The organism is Snodgrassella sp. M0110, assembly GCF_016101465.1.
GTDB lineage: Bacteria > Pseudomonadota > Gammaproteobacteria > Burkholderiales > Neisseriaceae > Snodgrassella > Snodgrassella alvi.
This window is the reverse complement of record NZ_JACFQM010000005.1, coordinates 1-19185: the sequence shown is the minus strand read 5'-3', so window position 1 is coordinate 19185 and position 19185 is coordinate 1. Positions and strand designations below refer to the sequence as shown.

General features: G+C 40.5%; 16 protein-coding genes. 12 read left to right on the top strand and 4 right to left on the bottom strand.

Features of this window, described 5'->3' with window-relative positions:
• The first annotated feature begins 878 nt into the window (after positions 1 to 878).
• A complete protein-coding gene (bfr, locus tag H3T84_RS08010; RefSeq protein ID WP_025331758.1) occupies positions 879 to 1343 on the top strand; it encodes a bacterioferritin in 465 nt (154 codons plus the stop codon).
• 10 nt (positions 1344 to 1353) lie between these two features.
• Positions 1354 to 1827: a bacterioferritin gene (gene bfr / locus H3T84_RS08005; RefSeq protein ID WP_198218785.1), complete on the top strand. Its 474-nt coding sequence runs from the start codon at positions 1354 to 1356 to the stop codon at positions 1825 to 1827.
• A gap of 69 nt (positions 1828 to 1896) precedes the next feature.
• On the opposite strand, the gene cysG is transcribed toward bfr (H3T84_RS08005), so the two are convergent.
• The gene (gene cysG, locus H3T84_RS08000) at positions 1897 to 3309 is read right to left on the bottom strand and encodes a siroheme synthase CysG (protein ID WP_198218784.1); all 1413 of its coding nucleotides are present in this window, start codon (positions 3307 to 3309) and stop codon (positions 1897 to 1899) included.
• Positions 3310 to 3562: 253 nt separating this feature from the next.
• Between cysG and H3T84_RS07995 the strand changes: the two genes are divergently transcribed.
• The 5 genes from H3T84_RS07995 to H3T84_RS07975 all read left to right on the top strand — a co-directional run bounded on the left by H3T84_RS07995 (position 3563) and on the right by H3T84_RS07975 (position 8340).
• A complete protein-coding gene (locus H3T84_RS07995; protein WP_084586602.1) occupies positions 3563 to 4291 on the top strand; it encodes a phosphoadenylyl-sulfate reductase in 729 nt (242 codons plus the stop codon).
• A gap of 56 nt (positions 4292 to 4347) precedes the next feature.
• Positions 4348 to 5262 (top strand): sulfate adenylyltransferase subunit CysD, encoded by a 915-nt coding sequence (cysD, locus tag H3T84_RS07990; RefSeq protein WP_078475255.1) that lies wholly within the window; start codon positions 4348 to 4350, stop codon positions 5260 to 5262.
• Positions 5262 to 5864: an alpha/beta hydrolase gene (locus H3T84_RS07985; protein ID WP_232346158.1), complete on the top strand. Its 603-nt coding sequence runs from the start codon at positions 5262 to 5264 to the stop codon at positions 5862 to 5864. Before cysD ends, H3T84_RS07985 begins: the two co-directional genes overlap by 1 nt.
• Before the next feature lie 7 nt (positions 5865 to 5871).
• Positions 5872 to 7167 carry a sulfate adenylyltransferase subunit 1 gene (locus tag H3T84_RS07980; protein WP_198218783.1) on the top strand — a complete coding sequence of 432 codons (1296 nt, stop codon included), beginning with the start codon at positions 5872 to 5874 and terminating at the stop codon, positions 7165 to 7167.
• A gap of 510 nt (positions 7168 to 7677) precedes the next feature.
• Entirely contained in the window at positions 7678 to 8340 is a 663-nt protein-coding gene (locus tag H3T84_RS07975) for a S24 family peptidase (protein WP_198218782.1), read from the top strand.
• Positions 8341 to 8581: 241 nt separating this feature from the next.
• On the opposite strand, the gene tehB is transcribed toward H3T84_RS07975, so the two are convergent.
• Positions 8582 to 9442, bottom strand: coding sequence for an SAM-dependent methyltransferase TehB (gene tehB / locus H3T84_RS07970; RefSeq protein ID WP_232346160.1), 861 nt, complete (start codon positions 9440 to 9442; stop codon positions 8582 to 8584).
• 911 nt (positions 9443 to 10353) lie between these two features.
• Between tehB and H3T84_RS07965 the strand changes: the two genes are divergently transcribed.
• The 5 genes from H3T84_RS07965 to H3T84_RS07945 all read left to right on the top strand — a co-directional run bounded on the left by H3T84_RS07965 (position 10354) and on the right by H3T84_RS07945 (position 16417).
• Positions 10354 to 11331, top strand: a complete 978-nt coding sequence (locus tag H3T84_RS07965) for an L-lactate dehydrogenase (RefSeq protein ID WP_025331749.1) — start codon at positions 10354 to 10356, stop codon at positions 11329 to 11331.
• Positions 11332 to 11523: 192 nt separating this feature from the next.
• Positions 11524 to 13308, top strand: coding sequence for an assimilatory sulfite reductase (NADPH) flavoprotein subunit (locus H3T84_RS07960; protein WP_198218781.1), 1785 nt, complete (start codon positions 11524 to 11526; stop codon positions 13306 to 13308).
• Positions 13309 to 13753: 445 nt separating this feature from the next.
• On the top strand, positions 13754 to 14170 hold the full coding sequence (locus H3T84_RS07955; protein WP_100117148.1) for a hypothetical protein: 417 nt from the start codon (positions 13754 to 13756) through the stop codon (positions 14168 to 14170).
• 532 nt (positions 14171 to 14702) lie between these two features.
• Positions 14703 to 14951, top strand: a complete 249-nt coding sequence (locus H3T84_RS07950; protein WP_198218780.1) for a hypothetical protein — start codon at positions 14703 to 14705, stop codon at positions 14949 to 14951.
• A gap of 323 nt (positions 14952 to 15274) precedes the next feature.
• The gene (locus H3T84_RS07945) at positions 15275 to 16417 is read left to right on the top strand and encodes an acyltransferase (RefSeq protein ID WP_198218779.1); all 1143 of its coding nucleotides are present in this window, start codon (positions 15275 to 15277) and stop codon (positions 16415 to 16417) included.
• Between the two features lie 155 nt (positions 16418 to 16572).
• Here H3T84_RS07945 and H3T84_RS07940 read toward each other — a convergent pair whose 3' ends face one another.
• Positions 16573 to 17883 (bottom strand): MFS transporter, encoded by a 1311-nt coding sequence (locus H3T84_RS07940; RefSeq protein WP_198218778.1) that lies wholly within the window; start codon positions 17881 to 17883, stop codon positions 16573 to 16575.
• 697 nt (positions 17884 to 18580) lie between these two features.
• A complete protein-coding gene (locus H3T84_RS07935; protein WP_198218777.1) occupies positions 18581 to 18907 on the bottom strand; it encodes a hypothetical protein in 327 nt (108 codons plus the stop codon).
• Positions 18908 to 19185 lie beyond the last annotated feature (278 nt).

Sequence of the window (19185 nt, the reverse complement as noted above, 5' to 3'; positions counted from 1 at the left end):
AGCCAGTATTTATTTGACAGGCTGTAGTCATCATTCTCAAAAGCCATCCGGTATGATTCTTGTATTTTGGTCAGAGGTATTACCCTGTATCTGTAAATAACTACTAATTGACTGTATTAGTATTGTAATAAATCAATTGCTTCAATATTGAAGTTCCGGACATTGCTTCTCTTTCAGGCAAACTATTTTATTCTCATAATTTTTGATACTAAGCAGTATTTATTTTATTGGTATATCCTGTTCCGATAATAAATGCGAATAATTATGTTTTACACGGATAACTAACTGATAAAATTATGGGTATGTTGCTGTAAAAATAAAAATAAATAGTGAAAATAAGTTAAATTATATAAATATTTTATAAATTAAATGGCTATTTCAGGCTCTTTTCAACAGTTTAATAGATGGTGAGAACCATTATTGTTATAAGATAATGTTTTTATTTAATAATTTGTTAAATAAAGAATATTTTATCAAATTATTATGAAAATTAGTCTTATTTAGATTAAAAATAGTTATTTAATTTAATGTTATGATAACCCTAAATGGTTGTATTGATGATTGGGCAGAATTTATTGCTTTGTTAATACAACTATTTAGAGGGGAGTCGGGTTGCGGGCTAGTAATAGTCTGCAACCCAAGACAGAAAAGATATTATTTTAGAATATTTTTCCCCGAATAAATGACTGCGCGATGTCAGTGCATCGCCTAATCTGCTGATGATACCGGCAACGATAAATTAATAAACAAAATTCTATGAATGACGTTCAGGCTATGACGGCAAATGAGTCAGGACGGTTTGTTGACGACTGTTTAGTGATTGAGCATGCCTGTCTGGACGGATTAGCAGAAGAGTTTTGAGCAAAAAGGAAACAGACATGGAAGGCAAAAAAGTTGTACTGGATTGTTTAAACCGGTTACTGGCAGGAGAGCTGGCCGCACGTGACCAGTATTTTGCGCATTCACGCATGTATGAAGATATGGGCTATATGAAGCTTTTTCAGCGTATAGACCATGAGATGCAGGAAGAAACCGATCATGCTCACCAGTTTATTCACCGTATTCTGATGCTCAATGGCAAACCGGAAATGGTACCGGATGCAATTAATGTCGGTACTGATGTGATTAGTATGCTTGAAAATGATCTGGCAACAGAGCTTTGTGTACGCCAGAATCTGAAAGATGCAATTAAGCTGTGTGAGCAGGAACAGGACTATGTCACCCGGCAGTTTCTGGTGACACAGCTGAAAGATACTGAAGAAGACCATGCCCACTGGTTGGAGCAACAGTTACGCCAGATTGAAATAATGGGTTTGCCGAATTATCTGCAAAGCCAGCTGTAAGGAGAAAGATATGCAGGGTGATCGTCTGGCCTTACAGGCATTGAATAAAAATCTGGGTCTGCTGCTGGTATCTATCAATCAGTATTTTTTACATGCACGGATATTACGTAACTGGGGTTTTGCCGAACTGGGTGAGGCATTATACAAACATTCGATTCGCGATATGAAAATTGCGGATGCACTGATTGAACGCATTCTGCTGCTGGAAGGACTGCCTAATTTACAGGAATACGGCAAAATTCTGGTTGGCGAAAATATCATCGAAATTTTGCAATGTGACCAGCAGGCAGAACAGGCAAAACATGTGGCACTGGCTGATGCCATCTCAGTATGTGAAAACCAGCTGGATTTTGTGTCCCGTGATTTGCTTGAACAGCAAAAAGCAGTAAATGAAGAATATCTGGACTGGCTGGGAACACAGCTAGACCTGATTGAAGAAGTTGGTCTGGCTAATTATGCCCAGACCGCAGCGCAGGCAGACTGATACTTGCCTGAATGAAAAAACAACACGTTTGTGAACGTGTTGTTTTTCAACCGGAGAAATGATTAACTTTTAAGCAGCAGCTTCACTGACAACAGGTTGGTTATCCGTCTGGTTAAACCATGCCAGTTGCTCCCGTAACTGTACTACTTCACCGATAACCATCAGAGCCGGTGTATCAGCCTGTTGAGCCAGTTCGGCCAGCTGATGCAGCCTGCCGGTTAAGACACTCTGGCTGGACAGCGTACCATGAGAAATAATCGCAACCGGTGTATCGGCGGCACGTCCGTGGTTAATGAGTTGTCTGCTGATTTCAGCCGCTTTCAGCGTACCCATGTAAATAACCAGTGTCTGCCGGTTACGGGCGAGTGTCTGCCAGCCATAAGGCTGGTCGGCCAGCTGCTGATGGCCGGTAATAAATAATACACTCTGAGCATAATCACGATGGGTTAGCGGAATACCGGCATAGGCAGTTGCTCCCAGACCGGCACTGATACCCGGAATAATCCGAAACGGAATCTCAGCAGCCTGCAATATGGCACATTCTTCTCCGCCACGACCGAATATAAACGGATCACCGCCTTTCAGACGCACAACGCGTTTTCCCTGCTGCGCCCACTGTACCAGTAATTCATTGGTTTGCTGTTGCTGTACCTGATGGTGTCCGCAACGTTTGCCTACACTGATTTTTAATGCATCACGCCTAACCAAATCCAGTACTTCTGCTGAAACCAGTGCATCATATAACACCACATCTGCTGCCTGTATCGCCTGTAAAGCATGCAGGGTCAGCAGACCGGCATCGCCCGGGCCGGCTCCGACCAGAGTAACTTCGCCCTGTGGCAAAGGCTGATGCTGCGTCAGTTGTTGTTGCAGCAGTGTTTCTGCTGCAGATTCATTACCACGGGCAATATATTGGTTAAAACGGCTGTGTTCAAACAGATATTCCCAGAAACGCCTGCGTTCGCTCATGTTGTGCAGCGTGGCTTTGACTCGTTTACGCCAGCGTCCGGCTATCGCTGCTGCCCGTCCGATAGAAAAGGGCAGTAATAATTCGATTTGCTGACGAATCAGTCGTGCCAGCACAGGTGCATGACCGCCGCTGCTTACCGCTACCTGTATCGGATTGCGGTCAATCAGTGCCGGTACAATAAATGAGCAGCAATCAGGCTGGTCTACGCTGTTGCAGAAAGTAGCAGCTGCTTCGGCTGCCTGAAAAATACGCCGGTTAAGCGCATGATCGCTGGTTGCGGCAATCACCAGAAAAATACCGTTTAATAAATCAGGGCTGAATTCGGTACTTATATGTTCAGCCTGTTGCCGGTCAAACCATTCTTTAAATCTGGCTGTAGTCTGCTGTGCGACCACCAGCAAATGCGCACCAGCTTCTAACAAAGCACTGGCTTTGCGTTCGGCCACGTGGCCGCCGCCCACCAGTAATACCTTACGCTGGTGTAGTTGGGTAAAAATCGGGTAGTGATTCATGCTGACTTGTCGTTGTTGTTTATACGCTATCTTATAAGCGTCGGTGCCCGAATGAAAAAGAAGCAATTTTTCTAACCAAAGCGTTGGCAGTTATATCTGTAACAGCAGCATCAGTGACCGGAAGTTTGGTTATAAAGAAAGAAATTTTTATTCTTTCCTCCATGCCGGCTGCACTTGTTACTATTTGTGCTATTCAGACAGTAATCCGGTTAAACAATTACTGTCATTAATAATTTGTGCATTCAGGATAGTGATAACCATGTTGCGTCCCCGTTTGTGGACTCCTCCGCATGATGCGGCTGCCACCGGCCGCCTGCCGGCTCTGACAACCGAGCTGACAACACGCTTGCAGCAGATTGCACAGCAGCATCACCATGTTAAATTTGCTTCCAGTCTGGCGGTTGAAGACATGGTCATTACTGATGTGATTGCCCGCGAACAGCTGCCTATTGAAGTATTTACGCTTAATACTGGTGCATTGAACAGTGAAACACTGAGCTTGCTAGGGGCTGTGCGTCAGCACTGGGGTATTCGTATTGCGGAATACCGGCCAGATGAACACGCTGTAAATGCATATATCGCCACTCACGGCAAACTGGCTTTTTATGACAGTGTTGCACTGAGGCGTGAGTGCTGTCATATCCGCAAAATCGAACCGCTTGGTCGTGCTCTGAGTCAGGCCGATGCCTGGATAACCGGACAAAGGCGTGAGCAGTCGGCAACACGTACGGCTCTGGCTCTGGCAGAGCAGGATCAGGTGCACGGCATGGCTAAATATAATCCTCTGGCTGAATGGCTGGAAACTGAAATATGGGCATATGCCCGGCAACAGCAGTTACCGGTTAATGCCCTTTATCAGCAAGGTTATCCCAGTATCGGCTGTGAGCCCTGTACCCGCCCAGTAAAAGCAGGTGAAGACATTCGTGCCGGACGCTGGTGGTGGGAAAGTCAGGACAGTAAAGAATGTGGTTTACATAAATAAGCTGAAATCAACTCAGGGTTGCAGACAGAATGGTCTGTGCCCGTAACGGGAATATCATGAGTATTCAAGACAAACATCTGGACTGGCTGGAAGCTGAATCTATTTATATTATCCGCGAAGTAGTGGCCGAAGCACGCAATCCGGCATTACTGTTTTCCGGCGGCAAGGATTCAGTGGTGCTGCTGTCTCTGGCTGTAAAGGCTTTTCAGATTCCGGGACACAGCCTGCAACTGCCATTGACACTGGTGCATATAGATACCGGACACAACTACCCCGAGGTTATTGCTTTTCGTGATGAAGTCGTACGCCGCCTCGGTGCACGTCTGGTTGTCGGCAGCGTAGAAGAGTCGATTCGCCGCGGCAGTGTGACTCTGCGCCGGGCTACTGATTCACGGAATGCCGCACAGGCCGTCACTCTGCTGGAAACAATTGAAGCCAATGGTTTTGATGCATTAATGGGCGGCGCCAGACGGGATGAGGAAAAAGCCCGGGCTAAAGAACGGATTTTTTCTTTTCGGGATGAATTTGGTCAGTGGGATCCGAAAAACCAGCGTCCCGAATTATGGGATTTGTACAATACACGTCTGCATCCGGGTGAAAATATGCGGGTTTTTCCGATTTCCAACTGGACAGAGCTGGATATCTGGCAATATATCGCGCGTGAACAGCTTGCTTTGCCGGAGATTTACTATGCACATCAGCGAGAAGTCGTTGAGCGCAACGATATGCTGGTACCGGTAACAGAGCTGACACCGAAAAAAGAAGGTGAAGTCAGTATTGTGCGCAGTGTGCGTTTCCGGACTGTCGGCGATATTTCCTGCACCTGTCCGGTAGCCAGTACAGCCAGTACAGCAGCAGAAATTATTGCTGAAACCGCACAAACCACGATTTCCGAACGTAATGCTACCCGTATGGATGATCAGGTATCGGAAGCGGCGATGGAAGAGCGCAAGAAAGCAGGTTATTTCTGATGACAGAAAAACAAATGGTAATACCGGCCAGAATATTTATTGTGCATGGTTTTCAGAGCAGTCCGCAGGATAACTGGTTCGACTGGCTGGCTGCACAGATCCGGACAACTGGTGCAGAAGTAACCGTACCGCTTATGCCTCAGCCGGATTATCCGCAGGCAGCGCAATGGCAGCAGACACTGGATAAGCTTATCGGCCAGCCGGATGAACAGACTTTTCTGATTGGTCATAGTCTTGGCGTTATTACACTGCTGCAATTTCTCAGCCGGCATAAACCTGCACGGCTGGGCGGTCTGATTCTGGTTGCCGGATTTGCCGCACACCTGCCCAAGCTACAAATACTGGATGGTTATATCGATGCCAGTCAGCCGGATTTTGCAGTATTGCAGCAAATCAGTATGCCGGTTCACAGCATTATTTCAACTAATGACCCATATGTTCCCGAAGCAGCCAGTAACGATATTGCCCATGCCTTGCATAGCAGTATTCAGTATATCCCTGATGGCGGCCATCTGATGGCAGAAGACGGCTTCAGAAAACTGGAACCTGCCCGGGACAGCCTGCAACAGATGCTGGCACAGGCGGCAACCTTAAAAAAGTGAGACACCGATGAGTACTGATTCTGTATTGCGTTTTATTACTGCCGGCAGCGTAGATGATGGTAAATCCACGCTGATAGGACGACTGCTGTTTGACAGTCAGTCCTTACTGGCTGATCAGGTTGCTTCGCTGTATCACGGCAAGCACAAACGTACCGCCGACGGCATTCCTGATTTTGCTCAGCTAACTGACGGACTTGCCGCTGAGCGTGAGCAGGGTATTACTATAGATGTAGCCTATCGTTATTTTGCTACGCCGGCGCGTAAATTTATTATTGCTGACACGCCGGGGCATGAGCAGTACACACGCAATATGGTTACAGGTGCATCTACTGCTGATGCAGCCATTATTCTCATAGATGCCACCCGACTGGATTACACTGAACATACACCAGCCTTACTGCCGCAAACCCGCCGTCATAGCGCAATTCTGAAACTGCTGGGTACGCCGCATATCATTGTGGCAGTAAACAAACTGGATTTACTGGATTACAGTGAAGAAAAATTTAATGCCATCAAGCGTGCTTATGCTGAACTGGCTATTGCTCTGGATTTGCACAATATCAGCTACGTACCCATATCAGCTTTGAATGGTGACAATATAGTGACTGGCAGTGCGCATATGCCATGGTATCAGGGGCAGCCTCTGTTGCCTTTGCTGGAAAGCCTGCCCGCTGCCAACCGCAGCAGCCAGCTACTGTCTGCTCCTGCATTATTCCCTGTTCAGCGGGTTGCCCGGCTGGATGGCAGCAGCGCAGATGACTTTCGCGGTTATCAGGGGCGTCTGGAACAAGGTACCCTGAAAGTGGGCGACCGTATACGCATTGAACCGGCAGGACAGACCAGTGCCATAGCGGCCATTTATACGCCTGATGGTCAGGTGGAGCAGGCACAGTCAGGTGCTGTGCTGACTGTGGTACTAGCAGATGATGTTGATGTTTCCCGGGGCGACAGTCTGGTGGCAGCAGATAGTGCATTACAGCCAGTGAAAACCATCAGTGCTTCCGTGTGCTGGTTTGACAGCAAACCCTTAAACTCAGCCCGCCGCTACTGGTTCAAGCATACTACTCAGACGGTATACGCCAAAATCAAACAGGTTGATTATCTGCTGGATGTACAAAGCCTGAACCATCGCGAAGACAGCGACAGCCTGCAGCTAAACGATATTGGCCGTGTACAGCTTAGTATTCAGAAACCCGTGGTAGCAACTACTTATGAGGATAATCCCGCTGCCGGAGCCTTTATTCTGATTGATGAAGCCACCAACCATACTGTTGCAGCCGGTATGATTGTTTCTGTTGCTTAAAACCGCATTCAATAATAGTTTAATCTATTGAAAATAAGCAGACAGAATTAATATTTTGTCTGTTTGGTACCAGCCTGATATTCAGGCTGGCTTAGTATTATCATCATGCATTAGTTGATATATAACATTTGTTAAAAATTCTTATCATTTTTACTTATTGAAAAGTTAAAATGTAAGTGTATTTAATATCAAAAGTTAAATAATTGTTGTTTTGAATGCAAGCTTACGATACCCCAATAAGATTTATATCAAATTTTTGTGTAAAAATAATGTAAAATTGACGTTAAAATGAAGTTTTTAGAAGTTAGCCTATAACCATAATATAATATTAATTAAAATTTAAAATGAATTATCACCTTAATAACATTAGGGAATTCATATCGGATAGATATTATTGCTTTCTTTCTAGACAAATTGTCATATTTTGTATATATCAAATGCTCATCACTATAAACAAAACATAACACGATTTACGTTAACATCATTCTTCTTTTAATCAGGAGATAATTGGTGTTAAGCGATCGGATCAAACAGGCGCGACAGCTTGTGGCTCTGTCTCAGCAACAGGTAGCTGACAGAATGGGTGTTTCTAAAACCGCCGTATTTAAATGGGAAAACGGTCATTATGAACCAAAAAATCTGGATATACTGGCCAATATACTGGGCGTCAGTTTATCTTGGTTACGAGAAGGACGCGGTAGCCCGTTTCCGACTATAGCCACATTATTACCCACAGAAGTGAATATTGTTGCTGAAAATCAGGATGAAACGCAGGTACGTTTTTATTCTTCAATAGAACAGGCTGGTACTGTACGATCAAAACAGTCATATATCCAGCATTGCAAAAAAATCAGCCTGAGAACCGAGCTTCTGGAGCGGAAGAAAATTAACCCGCATATGGTGGTGTGTTTCCCGGTAAATGATAATAGCATGGAGCCTATTATTCCTCACGGGACTATTTTTGCAGTAGATTTAAACCGCACCAATATTATTGATGGCAATGTATATCTGATTAAACAAAATCACCAGTATCGCATCAGAAAACTGTACTCAATGCCGTATGAAGAAGTTCGTCTGCATGCTTTCAATACAAAAGAATATAGTGATGTTTGTGTGCCGGCTGATCATATCATTATCATCGGGCGGGTATTTTATTACGCAGTCGAGTTGTAAATGGTTTAATTATTATGTTTAAAAATTATACGGATATTTTTCTGTTAATTCAGTAAACAACTTATTAATCTTCTGATATTTTGATTTTGTCAGTAAATAAATCTGATTATTTGTCAGATAGCTGTTACTTAGCCTGAAAGCAGTTTTATCATTTTATAAATTATTGTTTCAATGAAATTAATATTGAATTTTTATGTTAGATATATTATTTTTTTAGTCAGATCAAACAATATCTGAAATATTACTTTTTTTGTGCCAGTAAAGTGGTAAATCGCAGATTTATTCGATTACCATCACTATCGGTTTTATGCAGTTCACCAACATCTTCATTGTATTTCAAAATATTCCAGTCCTGATAATAATTACGCAATTCATTCTCTTTAAAAGTAAACGAAAACCCGACTGTACAAGGGAAATCGTCAGTGGACATCGCACTGACAATTAAATTATATCCCCCCGGTTTTGTTATCATTTGCATATTACGAATAATATCGGGAATTCTGTCTGCCTGTAGAAACATCATTACCACTGTTGAAATAATTAAATCGTAATTACCTGTTAAATCAGCCTGATTTATATCATAAACAGATGCATTGATATGGGCTAAATGTTCATTAACAATAATGCTTTGTAAATTATTAATACTCACCTCTGATTTATCAACGGAATCAACATCAAAACCCAGTAACTGTAAATAGAGTGAGTTACGACCGGAACCACAACCTAAATCCAAAACTTTCCCTGCTGAAATGAGCTGACTAACTGCCAGTACTTCAGAGTGCGTTTTGGTCATTTGATATTTTTTCTGAGTGTAATCTTCCGGCAGACAATAAAAAGCCAGCTGGCATTGCAGATCATCCGATACCCGAGCTATCCGGTGCCATTGCTGCGGTAAAATCAACGGTGGTTGCTGCTGAGTATTGAAAACATGCTCAGAAATGATGTCTCCCTGTTCAGTTAATATATCAAAATTCACATAACCTTTAATAATATTTAATTTTGCCCAGGTACCTGTTTGCGTATTATGCTGTTCACAAAACTGTTTCGGTAAGGTTTGTGCATTCCAAACTGGTAACGTTTTATAGCAAATTAAATTTTTCATCACATCACCACTAATAAAATAACTTATTGATACCATAGTATATGGCTTTTTTGATTAGTTAAAGAGATGACTCAAAATTAATTAAATTTGTTATTGTTACCTTACAGATACCATAGCATCTTTATCTTTAAAATAACCAGTATTTATATTCTGAATAAATCTTCCCTGGATTATATAAATATTTATTCATTTAAATTTATCATAAATGCGAAATTTTATCTGGCACCTTTAGCTTGGTATTCGCATTGAGATAAAATATCTTGTCAGTCAGAGAAAATAATATTCATTAATCAGCATACCTTATCTGTTGAAAGGCCGGCCTGAAATATCTCTATTGCTACAGAGTTAAATGTAATAATTGTATGATACTTATCATCAGGCATATGTTGATAATTTTTATACCAACACTATCGGTGTTCAAATCTTCAATTTGTAAATATAAATTTTTATCATAAATTCTGGTCAGAATTGAAAACAAAAAGACCATAAATTATTCTATTTCAGAATGGCGATAACATAAGAGAAAAGGCAGATTATAAATACAATAAGTGGATATTTAACATAGATTCTACAGGTAGCAATGCTGAACCATTTTTCATAACGCACTATATCAATAATCAATAAAGCATTTATAAATTAAGATCATTATTTTGGTTTTTAGTCAAGTATAAAGTGGAATTTACTAGCGTAAAAATATTATTCAAAATTAAATATAATTATATTAAATTCACGAAAATATCGATATGTATAGTAAAAAATATACATAAAATTATATTTATAGACCTAATATACCAAAATTTGTAATGAATAATGAATATAAATAAATAAAAAAAATGGTATATGATAATCTGTTACAATTTATGCATAAATTCATATAGTTTTGTATTTATCCATAGAAACGAGGTTGATTTATGTTACAGCCTACTAATGCCAAAAATCACCAGAAAATTGTTCTGGTCGGCGCCGGTGCAGTTGGTTCCACTTTTGCCTATGCTGCTACCCTGCAAGGTATCGGTCAGGAACTGGTTATCGTCGATGTTGCCCGTGATAAAGCACATGGTGATGCTAAAGATATTGCTGATGCATTACTGTTTACTTATCCGAAAAACATTTACGCCGGTGATTACAGTGATGCTGCTGATGCTGATATCGTAGTCATTACTGCCGGTGCTGCTCAAAAACCCGGTGAATCACGTCTGGATTTGGTTAATCGTAATCTGCATATCATTAAAAGCATTGTCACTCATATAGTAGAGTCTGGCTTTAACGGTATCTTTCTGGTGGCTTCGAATCCGGTTGACATTCTGACTTATGCTACATGGAAAATTTCCGGTTTTCCGGCAGAACGGGTAATCGGTTCAGGTACATCTTTGGATTCCGCCCGTTTGTGTAAATATGTAGGGTATTTACTGAATGTCGATCCGCGCACAGTAAGCGGATATATTCTGGGTGAACACGGAGACACCGAGTTTCCGGCCTGGTCTCACCTGAGTGTAGGCGGGCTGACCATAGAAGAATGGATTAAAGGTGACCCGCGCTTTACCGAAGCAGATCTGGATATTATTGCTGATCGTGTGGTCAATGCCGCTTACGATATTATTCGCCTTAAAGGTGCTACTTACTATGGTGTCGGTGCTGCTCTGGCACGTATCTGCCGCGCATTATTGGATGATGAAAATACCATTTTACCTGTTTCTGCTTATTTGAACGGTCAGTATGGTGTTAATGATATGTATATTGGTACACCGGCAGTGTTAGACCGGCATGGTATACGTCAGGTAATTGAAATTCCGCTGAATGAAAAAGAGCAGGGTTTAATGCGTGCTTCAGCCAGCCATCTGGATGAAGTAATGCGTAAATCTTTTCCGGAAATCGGTATTAAACGCTAATCCGGACAGTCTGGAGGCAAGCCAGGCCATCCGATTCAAGGCAATCCGAAGGGTTGCCTTTTTATATATTCTTACTGCTTCTATCTAAATAAGCGTCATTTCTTTCTCAAAAAACCTTGTGCTTGCTAGTATGGCTGACTATCTATTGCAGTCTGAAAATTACATTAATCATAACTTTATCGAGCACAAGCCATGAGCATACCCATTTCCCCTGAATTGCTGCAATCGCTTGCCAGCCTTTCACCAACACAACTTGCCTGGCTGTCCGGCTATGCATGGGCAAACAGTCAGCAGCAAAATACGGTTTCTCCGGCAGCGTTGCCGGTATCCGGTGTTGCAGAACCGGTTGCAGCACGCAAAGTACTGGTTTTATCCGCTTCACAAACCGGTAACGCACGTCGTGTGGCAGAAAGCCTGCAATTGAAACTTGAAGCTGCCGGTATTAATGCAGCTTTAATCGCCAGCGGCGACTATAAAATCAAGCAGCTCTCCAATGAAGATATTCTTTTGCTGGTAACGTCAACACAGGGCGAAGGCGAACCCCCGGAAGAAGCTTTACCACTATATAAATATCTGTTTGGTAAAAAAGCACCGGCTCTTAATCAGCTTCACTTTGCGGTACTCGGACTGGGAGACAGCAGTTATCCGCAATTTTGTCAGTGTGCTAAGGATTTTGATAATCAACTGGCTCATCTGGGTGCGCAGCGCCTGGCTGAACGGACAGACTGTGATGTCGACTATCAGAGTAGTGCCGCAGCATGGCAGGATAAAATTATTGCTCTTATCAGTGAGCTGAATAACACTAATAACGCAAATATAAGTAATGAGGTTCAGCAAAGTGTAGTCGCTGCACAAACTGCGGTATTTACCAAAGCAGCACCATTCAGTGCCACCTTAAGTTTGCGTCAGCGGATCACCACACCTGAAGCCAACAAAGATGTCGAACACATCGAAATCGATTTAACTGGTTCTGGTATCCGTTATCAGCCCGGGGATGCTCTGGGCGTGTTTTATCAGAATGCAGCCACACTGGTAGAAGAAATTCTGCAGCATACTCAGGTAGACCGGGATGTACTGGTTCGACTGGCTGACGGACGTGAAATAAGCATCGGCGAAGCTTTACAGAATGAGCTGGATATCACTCAGAATACACCTGCTCTGGTGCAAAACTATGCCCGGCAGATACAAAATGCCGAACTGGATGAAATCGTAGCTGACAGTACAGCCTTGAAACAGTTTATTGCCACCACTGCGCCAGTCAGTGTGCTGGCAGCCTATCCGCATTTAATTGATGCACAGGCATTACATGATTTATTTCGTCCGCTTACACCGCGCCTGTATTCAATTGCTTCAAGTCAGGATGAAGTTGGCGAGGAAGTTCATCTGACCGTGGGTGTGGTGCGTTTTATTCAGCGTGAACGGCAATATACAGGGGGTGCGTCTGGTTTTCTCGGTGAACGTTTGCCGGAAGGAGAGGCAGTACGCGTATTTATTGAAGAAAATCACCGTTTCCGCTTACCTGAAGATGGTAATACCCCCATTATCATGATTGGTGCCGGTACAGGTATTGCACCGTTTCGCGCATTCATGCAACAGCGTGATGCCAATGGTGACGCAGGTGAAAACTGGCTATTTTTCGGTAATCAGAAATTTACTGATGATTTTCTTTATCAGGCCGAATGGCTGCAATACCGCAAAAGCGGTTTGCTGACACGTTACGATTTTGCCTGGAGCCGTCAGGAAAACGAAAAGGTTTATGTACAGCATAAATTGCGGGAGCGTGCACAGGATATCTGGGAATGGCTACAGCGCGGAGCGCATATTTATGTTTGCGGCGATGCCGGCAAAATGGCTCGTGACGTTGAGCAGGCACTGCTGGATATTGTTACTGAGCAGGGTAAACTCAGCTCTGAAGATGCTGATGAATATCTAAGCGAGCTGCGTCAGCAGCAACGCTATCAGCGTGACGTATACTAACAGCCAGCCTGATTCTTAAATCCGGATTTACAGATAGTGCAAAAAAACATTAATATCGAGTTGTGTTTCCTGCTGATTGTTAATATTTTATGCTTTTCCATATAGATGTATGGCTGGAATGTCTGTAGCCATGCATCATTATGTTTGCAGCTATTATTATTTACACGGTCAGCCATTAGGCATCAGCTGTATTTGTCCATAATTTGCTTAATTTGCGTTTGGGTGCATTCACTGTAACTTTGTTTTTCGTGCATTCAGATTATCTGTTTGTGCATTGCTCCGGTGTTTTGTTTGTCTTCTGCCTGCTGTGTATTACTTACTGTATTTACAACGGCTCACACCGGTCACAAGTGATATGCTGCTTAAATGGTACTCTCATACTAAAAACTATGTTTTTTGAAAAATGGGTTAAACAGTGTTGATGATTATCCGGAGGTCAAAACCGATGAAAATTAATTTTAGATTAAAATTATTTGTTATTTTATTATTTTTGTTTAACTTTAATTATTCGTATGCTTTACCTAAAGAAGGAAGTTGGACTGATGAGATGTATACAGATAATAATGAAATACCCTATAGCATTTTCTCAATTAAGTTGAAAGTTGAAGATAATAATAAAATTAATGGGGAATTATGTTCAATTATTCAATATGGTAATAAAATTGATTGTCCTATTCTTTTTTCGTCTAGATTGATCGACAATAAAATTAAAGTTCATTTTGATAGTAATTTTGGTGGTATAAATGGTTTCGCCGTTATAACAATTCAAGGTAATAATTTAAGTTGGGATTTAATTAATGTTCCTGAAGGTGAATATTATGTTGTTAGAAAAGCATTATTACTTCCAGAAAAAAACAAATAGTAGAAAAAAGGTTTTAGAGTAAATCGCTAATAAGCTATTCACTTATTGTTTTCGTTTTTTTATATCAAAAGTATTTACTGAGTTTGCTTGTGTTAATAACCAATAAATTGGTTTAACAGTTATATTACATAACAAAAATTACTATTGGAGTTTAATAATCGATTGATTATGAATCATTAAATGGTTACCTATCCATCAGAGAGCTGACTAGCCACCTCGGTGTGAGTAAATCCACTCCCGATAAATGGATAAGATAACTGGTACCCAATAAAATCTGTACTACCGGCAGCAAATCAGTATTATTCAGTATGCAGGACACCCGATTGATTAATGCAGATGTATATTGAACATTATACAGAGAATGGGCATTTTATTTTTTCCCTGACACTAATTATATATTCTGCACTCGAAAACCAGTTTACCGCCTCTGGCAATAATCGTAATATTTATTGCCATTTATCTGATTGACCCATTTAATCAGCAAAAAGCTTACTTTATTGCCTGTTTTGCCATAGACGTACTGGCCAGAATATTGTCTGAATCTGTACAGATATCTAAAAAATTCTGTGATATCGGTATCGTGCTGTTACTGGTGCTGATTTTTTGTATTACTAATGGTCACTATGAGATTAATTTCTTACCACTGTTTGCAATGCTGTTTGGCCTGATTGCGCTCTGTAGTACTGTTACGGCTAAAAGCTTTTATACGGCATCGGTGATGCCAGTTACAGTATTTATTTATTACATGATATTGGGATATTGGCTGGTTCTGTTTGAATAAAATTATTCAAATAAATGAAATTTATCTGGAGAAAACAGGCTATACCTTGTTTGTTACCGTGGTATGTATTACCTTAATGCTGATATGCACCTTAAGCTAACGTTTTATTGAACAATCCTTTATGCAATTGGGTCGGCGTAAGCGGCATATTTAATATGAGATAATATTTTATTTTGATTTTATTTGGTCAAAAAACATTTATTTTTCATAAATGTAAATAATATTAAAAAGAAAAAATTTAATTTTAAACAAACTTTGGATGTTAAAATAAGTTTATTATAAAAACTTCTGAAAAAATTAATTTTTAAATTGAAGAATCATAAATGCTAATTCAATATAAATTCATTTTATGGATGCTTGGGCTGATATTGCTTATAGGGCTATTATTTGGTTCAAGACTTTTTAGCTTTATGGATGAGAACAGTCAAGTTAACAGAGTAAAGCATTTAGACGGATTGAGATTCTTCCTAGCATTTATAGTTGCACTATTTCACTATCTTCTTTGTTATTTCTATTTTCATGGACAGGTGTGGTCAGGTTATATAAATCGACCTAACTATCCAATTGTTGTAAATATGGGTGGTCTTGGGGTAGCCATATTTTTTATGATTTCCGGTTATTTGTTTGCCTGTACACAGCCTTCTTCATGGATAATGTTTTATCAGAAGCGTTTTTTTCGTATTGCACCTGTTTTTTATCTTTCATCTATATGCTGCATTATTTTTGCTTTCTTTATTCAGAAAGATAATATTAATACTGATCAGTTGTTCAACACTTTTTATTATTGGTTTGATGCAGGTATCACCGGTAATAAACCACCTTTATTTGGTTTGAAAAATTCTAATTTGATCAATGCTGGGGTCACATGGACATTGTTCTGGGAGTGGGGATTTTATTTTTCGTTACCCGTTATTTGTATATTACGCAATAAAATAGGTTTATTAACATTAAGCTTAACAATATTAATTATCTGTACATATTTTATTTCTCGATATAATCAAAATTATGCAGTATATATTGCATATTTTGCTATTGGAGCTTTAGCAAGAAAACTACCTGAAAAAATTCAAATACCCAAATACATTTGTGATATTGGAATAATATTAACAGTCGTATTTATGCTTGCAGTTGCAGATAGAATTTACAATATTGTTTATTTGCCGGTTATGGCTTTGCTATTTATCTTCATCACTATGGGTGGTGATATTTTTGGCTTATTAAAACTGAGAGGATTCGTACGTCTGGGAGATGCCAGTTATAGTATTTATCTACTTCATGGTTTGGGCTGGTATGGTATGAATAAATATATTGCCGTACAAAATCTTGTTTTAAACCGCACACAATACGCATTAGTCTCTACAGCAGTATTGTTGATTTTACTGACTATCTGTACCCTGAGATTTCAGTATATTGAAAAACCATTTATTGCTTTAGGCCGGCGTAAATTTTCGTGGCTGAAAGAATAAACGTTCGAACAAATTTTTCTAGGGTGCGACAACTGGTTGTATCACTTTCAGATACAGATAATTCAGGATTTAAATACAACAATAATTTCTGTCCGAAACAATTCATTGATCCGGGCAATATGGTTTATGCGATACATTGCTTGATTTGCAAATAGTTATTTATCCGGCTGATCCTGATTATCAGTATTCTGCAAAGTTTCATGAATATGCTGTTCTGCACTTTGGGCATCATACGGAGTGTCAGTAGCATTATTGTTGCGCGGGTCAAGCTCGGCGGTCATCGGCCCAACATTGCCGGATACCGGTACATAAACACTGCGTTCTGAAACCGGTACAGCCGGCTGCATATACGCATATACCGCCAGAATGGTTGCAATAATCGCATATACACTATAGAAGCCGAAATGATTGAACAGCTGCATAACTGAACCCAGAATCAGTGGTGCCACCAGTGAGCCCAAACCATAAACAAACAGCAGACAGCGATTTACTTCCACTGTATTCATATTGGCAGGTAAAACATCATTGGCGCGTGCCAGCCCCAGTGCATACATCGGAAAGCCGCTACAACCGATAGCCAGTGCAATCACGCACTGAGTCCAGATATTACCCGGCAACCCCACTAACAACAGCATGCCACTGATTGCTGCTACCGCAGCTACACAGGCACAGCCGAAAATAGTACGCGGGCGCCCGAATTTATTTGACAGCCAGGCAATAAATAATTGGATGGTAAACCCTCCAATCATTGCAGAACCCAGAAACAGAGATACTTCAGGCAGACTGTAGCCCAGTTTCAGTATAAATACCGAGCCCATGGTGAAAAAGCCATTAATAAAAATCCCTGCCATAAAACAGGCAATCCATGCCAGTGGTACAATGGAAAAGACGTGCGGCAGACTGATACGTTCACGTTTAGGAATTTCCGGTTGCTGCATACGGGTCAGCCCTACCGGTAATGTGGCCGCAATCACCAGAATAGCAGCCAGTGTAAAAATGTTATTACTGGTCATATTCAGGCTTAGCAGCAGAACGCTGGTTGCTGACGACATATAATATACTACTTCGTACAGAGCCAGAATCTTGGCACGGTTCTGAGGAACGCTGCGTGCTGTAAACCAGCTTTCCACCACCATTAATAAGCTGTAGTGACAAAAACCCAGTACTGCACGCAAAATCCCCCACATCCACAACTGTTCTACCATCAGATGGGCGAGAGCGGCAATAGCAAACAATGCACCAAATACGCTGAAGCTGCGGATATGTCCTACGCGTGAAATAATCCGGTGAGATACAATAGCAGAAATCGTACCACCAATAAAAAAGGCAGCATTCAGCACACCGATGGTAATATTGCTGACTCCCATTTGGGTCAGCTTTACCCCGGCAGAATTCAGAAAAAGCCCGTAACCGGAAAACAGAAAAAAAATAGAACCATATAAAGACAAAAACTGGCGCGTGTGCATGCTGATACCGATAATTAAACAATAGCCAAGCCTGACATAAAACTACTGTTAATGTAAAGTCTGTTACTGAGCGGACAAATAATTAAATTATATCTACATTGATTATTCAGGTTTTGCAAAGTACTCCTTCTGAGTTGATGCAGCCTGAGATTTAACAGTATTTAGTAGTGATTATCCGGCATGAAATTTTCTCTGGCGATGTAAAATAAACAACCAAAATTTTCACTTCATCTGAATAAATTTTATTTGGATAAAGAGATTAAACACAATTAGCAGTACAAATTGCAGGTATAAAACTGTCTGTATATTTTAAATCTGTTAATAAAGTCAGATTCAGTTTAAAAATATACTGTATACGGATAAAAACCATATTCCATTTTCCAAATTAAGTTTTAAGTTAGAAATGTAATGCCAAATGTGCAAATAAAATTGAAAAGGATGGGTTTATGAATGAGAATAAATCAAAAATATAGCCATAATTCAAGCTGGAATGAGGGCATTGAAACTGATTAAAACTGATTATTTATCAGGCTTAGGATTGAGAATATTCAATCTGCCCCATCTGGTATTGTTTATCCCATCATTCCCTTTGGAATTAATTATTAAACGTGATAGTAACTAGCATTAATCCTAAAAGACCAGTTATCCGATCTTATTCATTATGGTTATTCATATTTAAATTATTTAATAATCAGTGCTAAGACACACCTCCACGACGCGGAGAAATGATAAAGCGTAAAGATTGGTCGTCCAGATCATGCTCCTGTGTATAACGAACTTTATTGAACTCATATGAACATGATCTTATCATGCCAATGGATCCAGCTGGCCATGATGTTTTTCGTTTGGATTCACATACTTTATTCCGCTTGAAGTCACTAAGCTCAAAATCAGGATCAAATGCTTTACTCATAAGTTGAATAGATTGCTGGCATTTATTCATATCGGCTGATTTTTTATTCGAGGATTGCTCACAGGTAAGTTCAAGTTTTTCTACCAACTCATCACTCCCGCCTCTACCCATTTTGAGGTTGATATTAGGTGCAAGGTCATATTCAGATAGAGAATAGAGACTCCTCGTTTTTTTTATAGGTTTCAGATTATATCGATATTGTTTATTTAAAGTATTGAATTTTTCTATAAAGTCAGATGCTTTAATTTTATAGATGGGTGGGTAGTACATAGATAGTGCTAATGCTGAGTAAGAGATTAGCTGACAGATAATGAAAATAGTAGCTATAAAGATTTTTTGCATTTGGCTATCTCTGGTTTGAGAAAGTAAGCATTCAATAGTTATCTAGG

Coding starts and splice junctions, on each gene's coding strand:
- bfr (WP_025331758.1), top strand. CDS start 879: ATGGAAGGCAAAAAAGTTGTACTGGATTGTTTAAACCGGTTACTGGCA.
- bfr (WP_198218785.1), top strand. CDS start 1,354: ATGCAGGGTGATCGTCTGGCCTTACAGGCATTGAATAAAAATCTGGGT.
- cysG (WP_198218784.1), bottom strand. CDS start 3,309: ATGAATCACTACCCGATTTTTACCCAACTACACCAGCGTAAGGTATTA.
- cysD (WP_078475255.1), top strand. CDS start 4,348: ATGAGTATTCAAGACAAACATCTGGACTGGCTGGAAGCTGAATCTATT.
- H3T84_RS07985 (WP_232346158.1), top strand. CDS start 5,262: ATGACAGAAAAACAAATGGTAATACCGGCCAGAATATTTATTGTGCAT.
- H3T84_RS07980 (WP_198218783.1), top strand. CDS start 5,872: ATGAGTACTGATTCTGTATTGCGTTTTATTACTGCCGGCAGCGTAGAT.
- tehB (WP_232346160.1), bottom strand. CDS start 9,442: ATGAAAAATTTAATTTGCTATAAAACGTTACCAGTTTGGAATGCACAA.
- H3T84_RS07965 (WP_025331749.1), top strand. CDS start 10,354: ATGTTACAGCCTACTAATGCCAAAAATCACCAGAAAATTGTTCTGGTC.
- H3T84_RS07960 (WP_198218781.1), top strand. CDS start 11,524: ATGAGCATACCCATTTCCCCTGAATTGCTGCAATCGCTTGCCAGCCTT.
- H3T84_RS07955 (WP_100117148.1), top strand. CDS start 13,754: ATGAAAATTAATTTTAGATTAAAATTATTTGTTATTTTATTATTTTTG.
- H3T84_RS07945 (WP_198218779.1), top strand. CDS start 15,275: ATGCTAATTCAATATAAATTCATTTTATGGATGCTTGGGCTGATATTG.
- H3T84_RS07940 (WP_198218778.1), bottom strand. CDS start 17,883: ATGCACACGCGCCAGTTTTTGTCTTTATATGGTTCTATTTTTTTTCTG.
- H3T84_RS07935 (WP_198218777.1), bottom strand. CDS start 18,907: ATGGGTAGAGGCGGGAGTGATGAGTTGGTAGAAAAACTTGAACTTACC.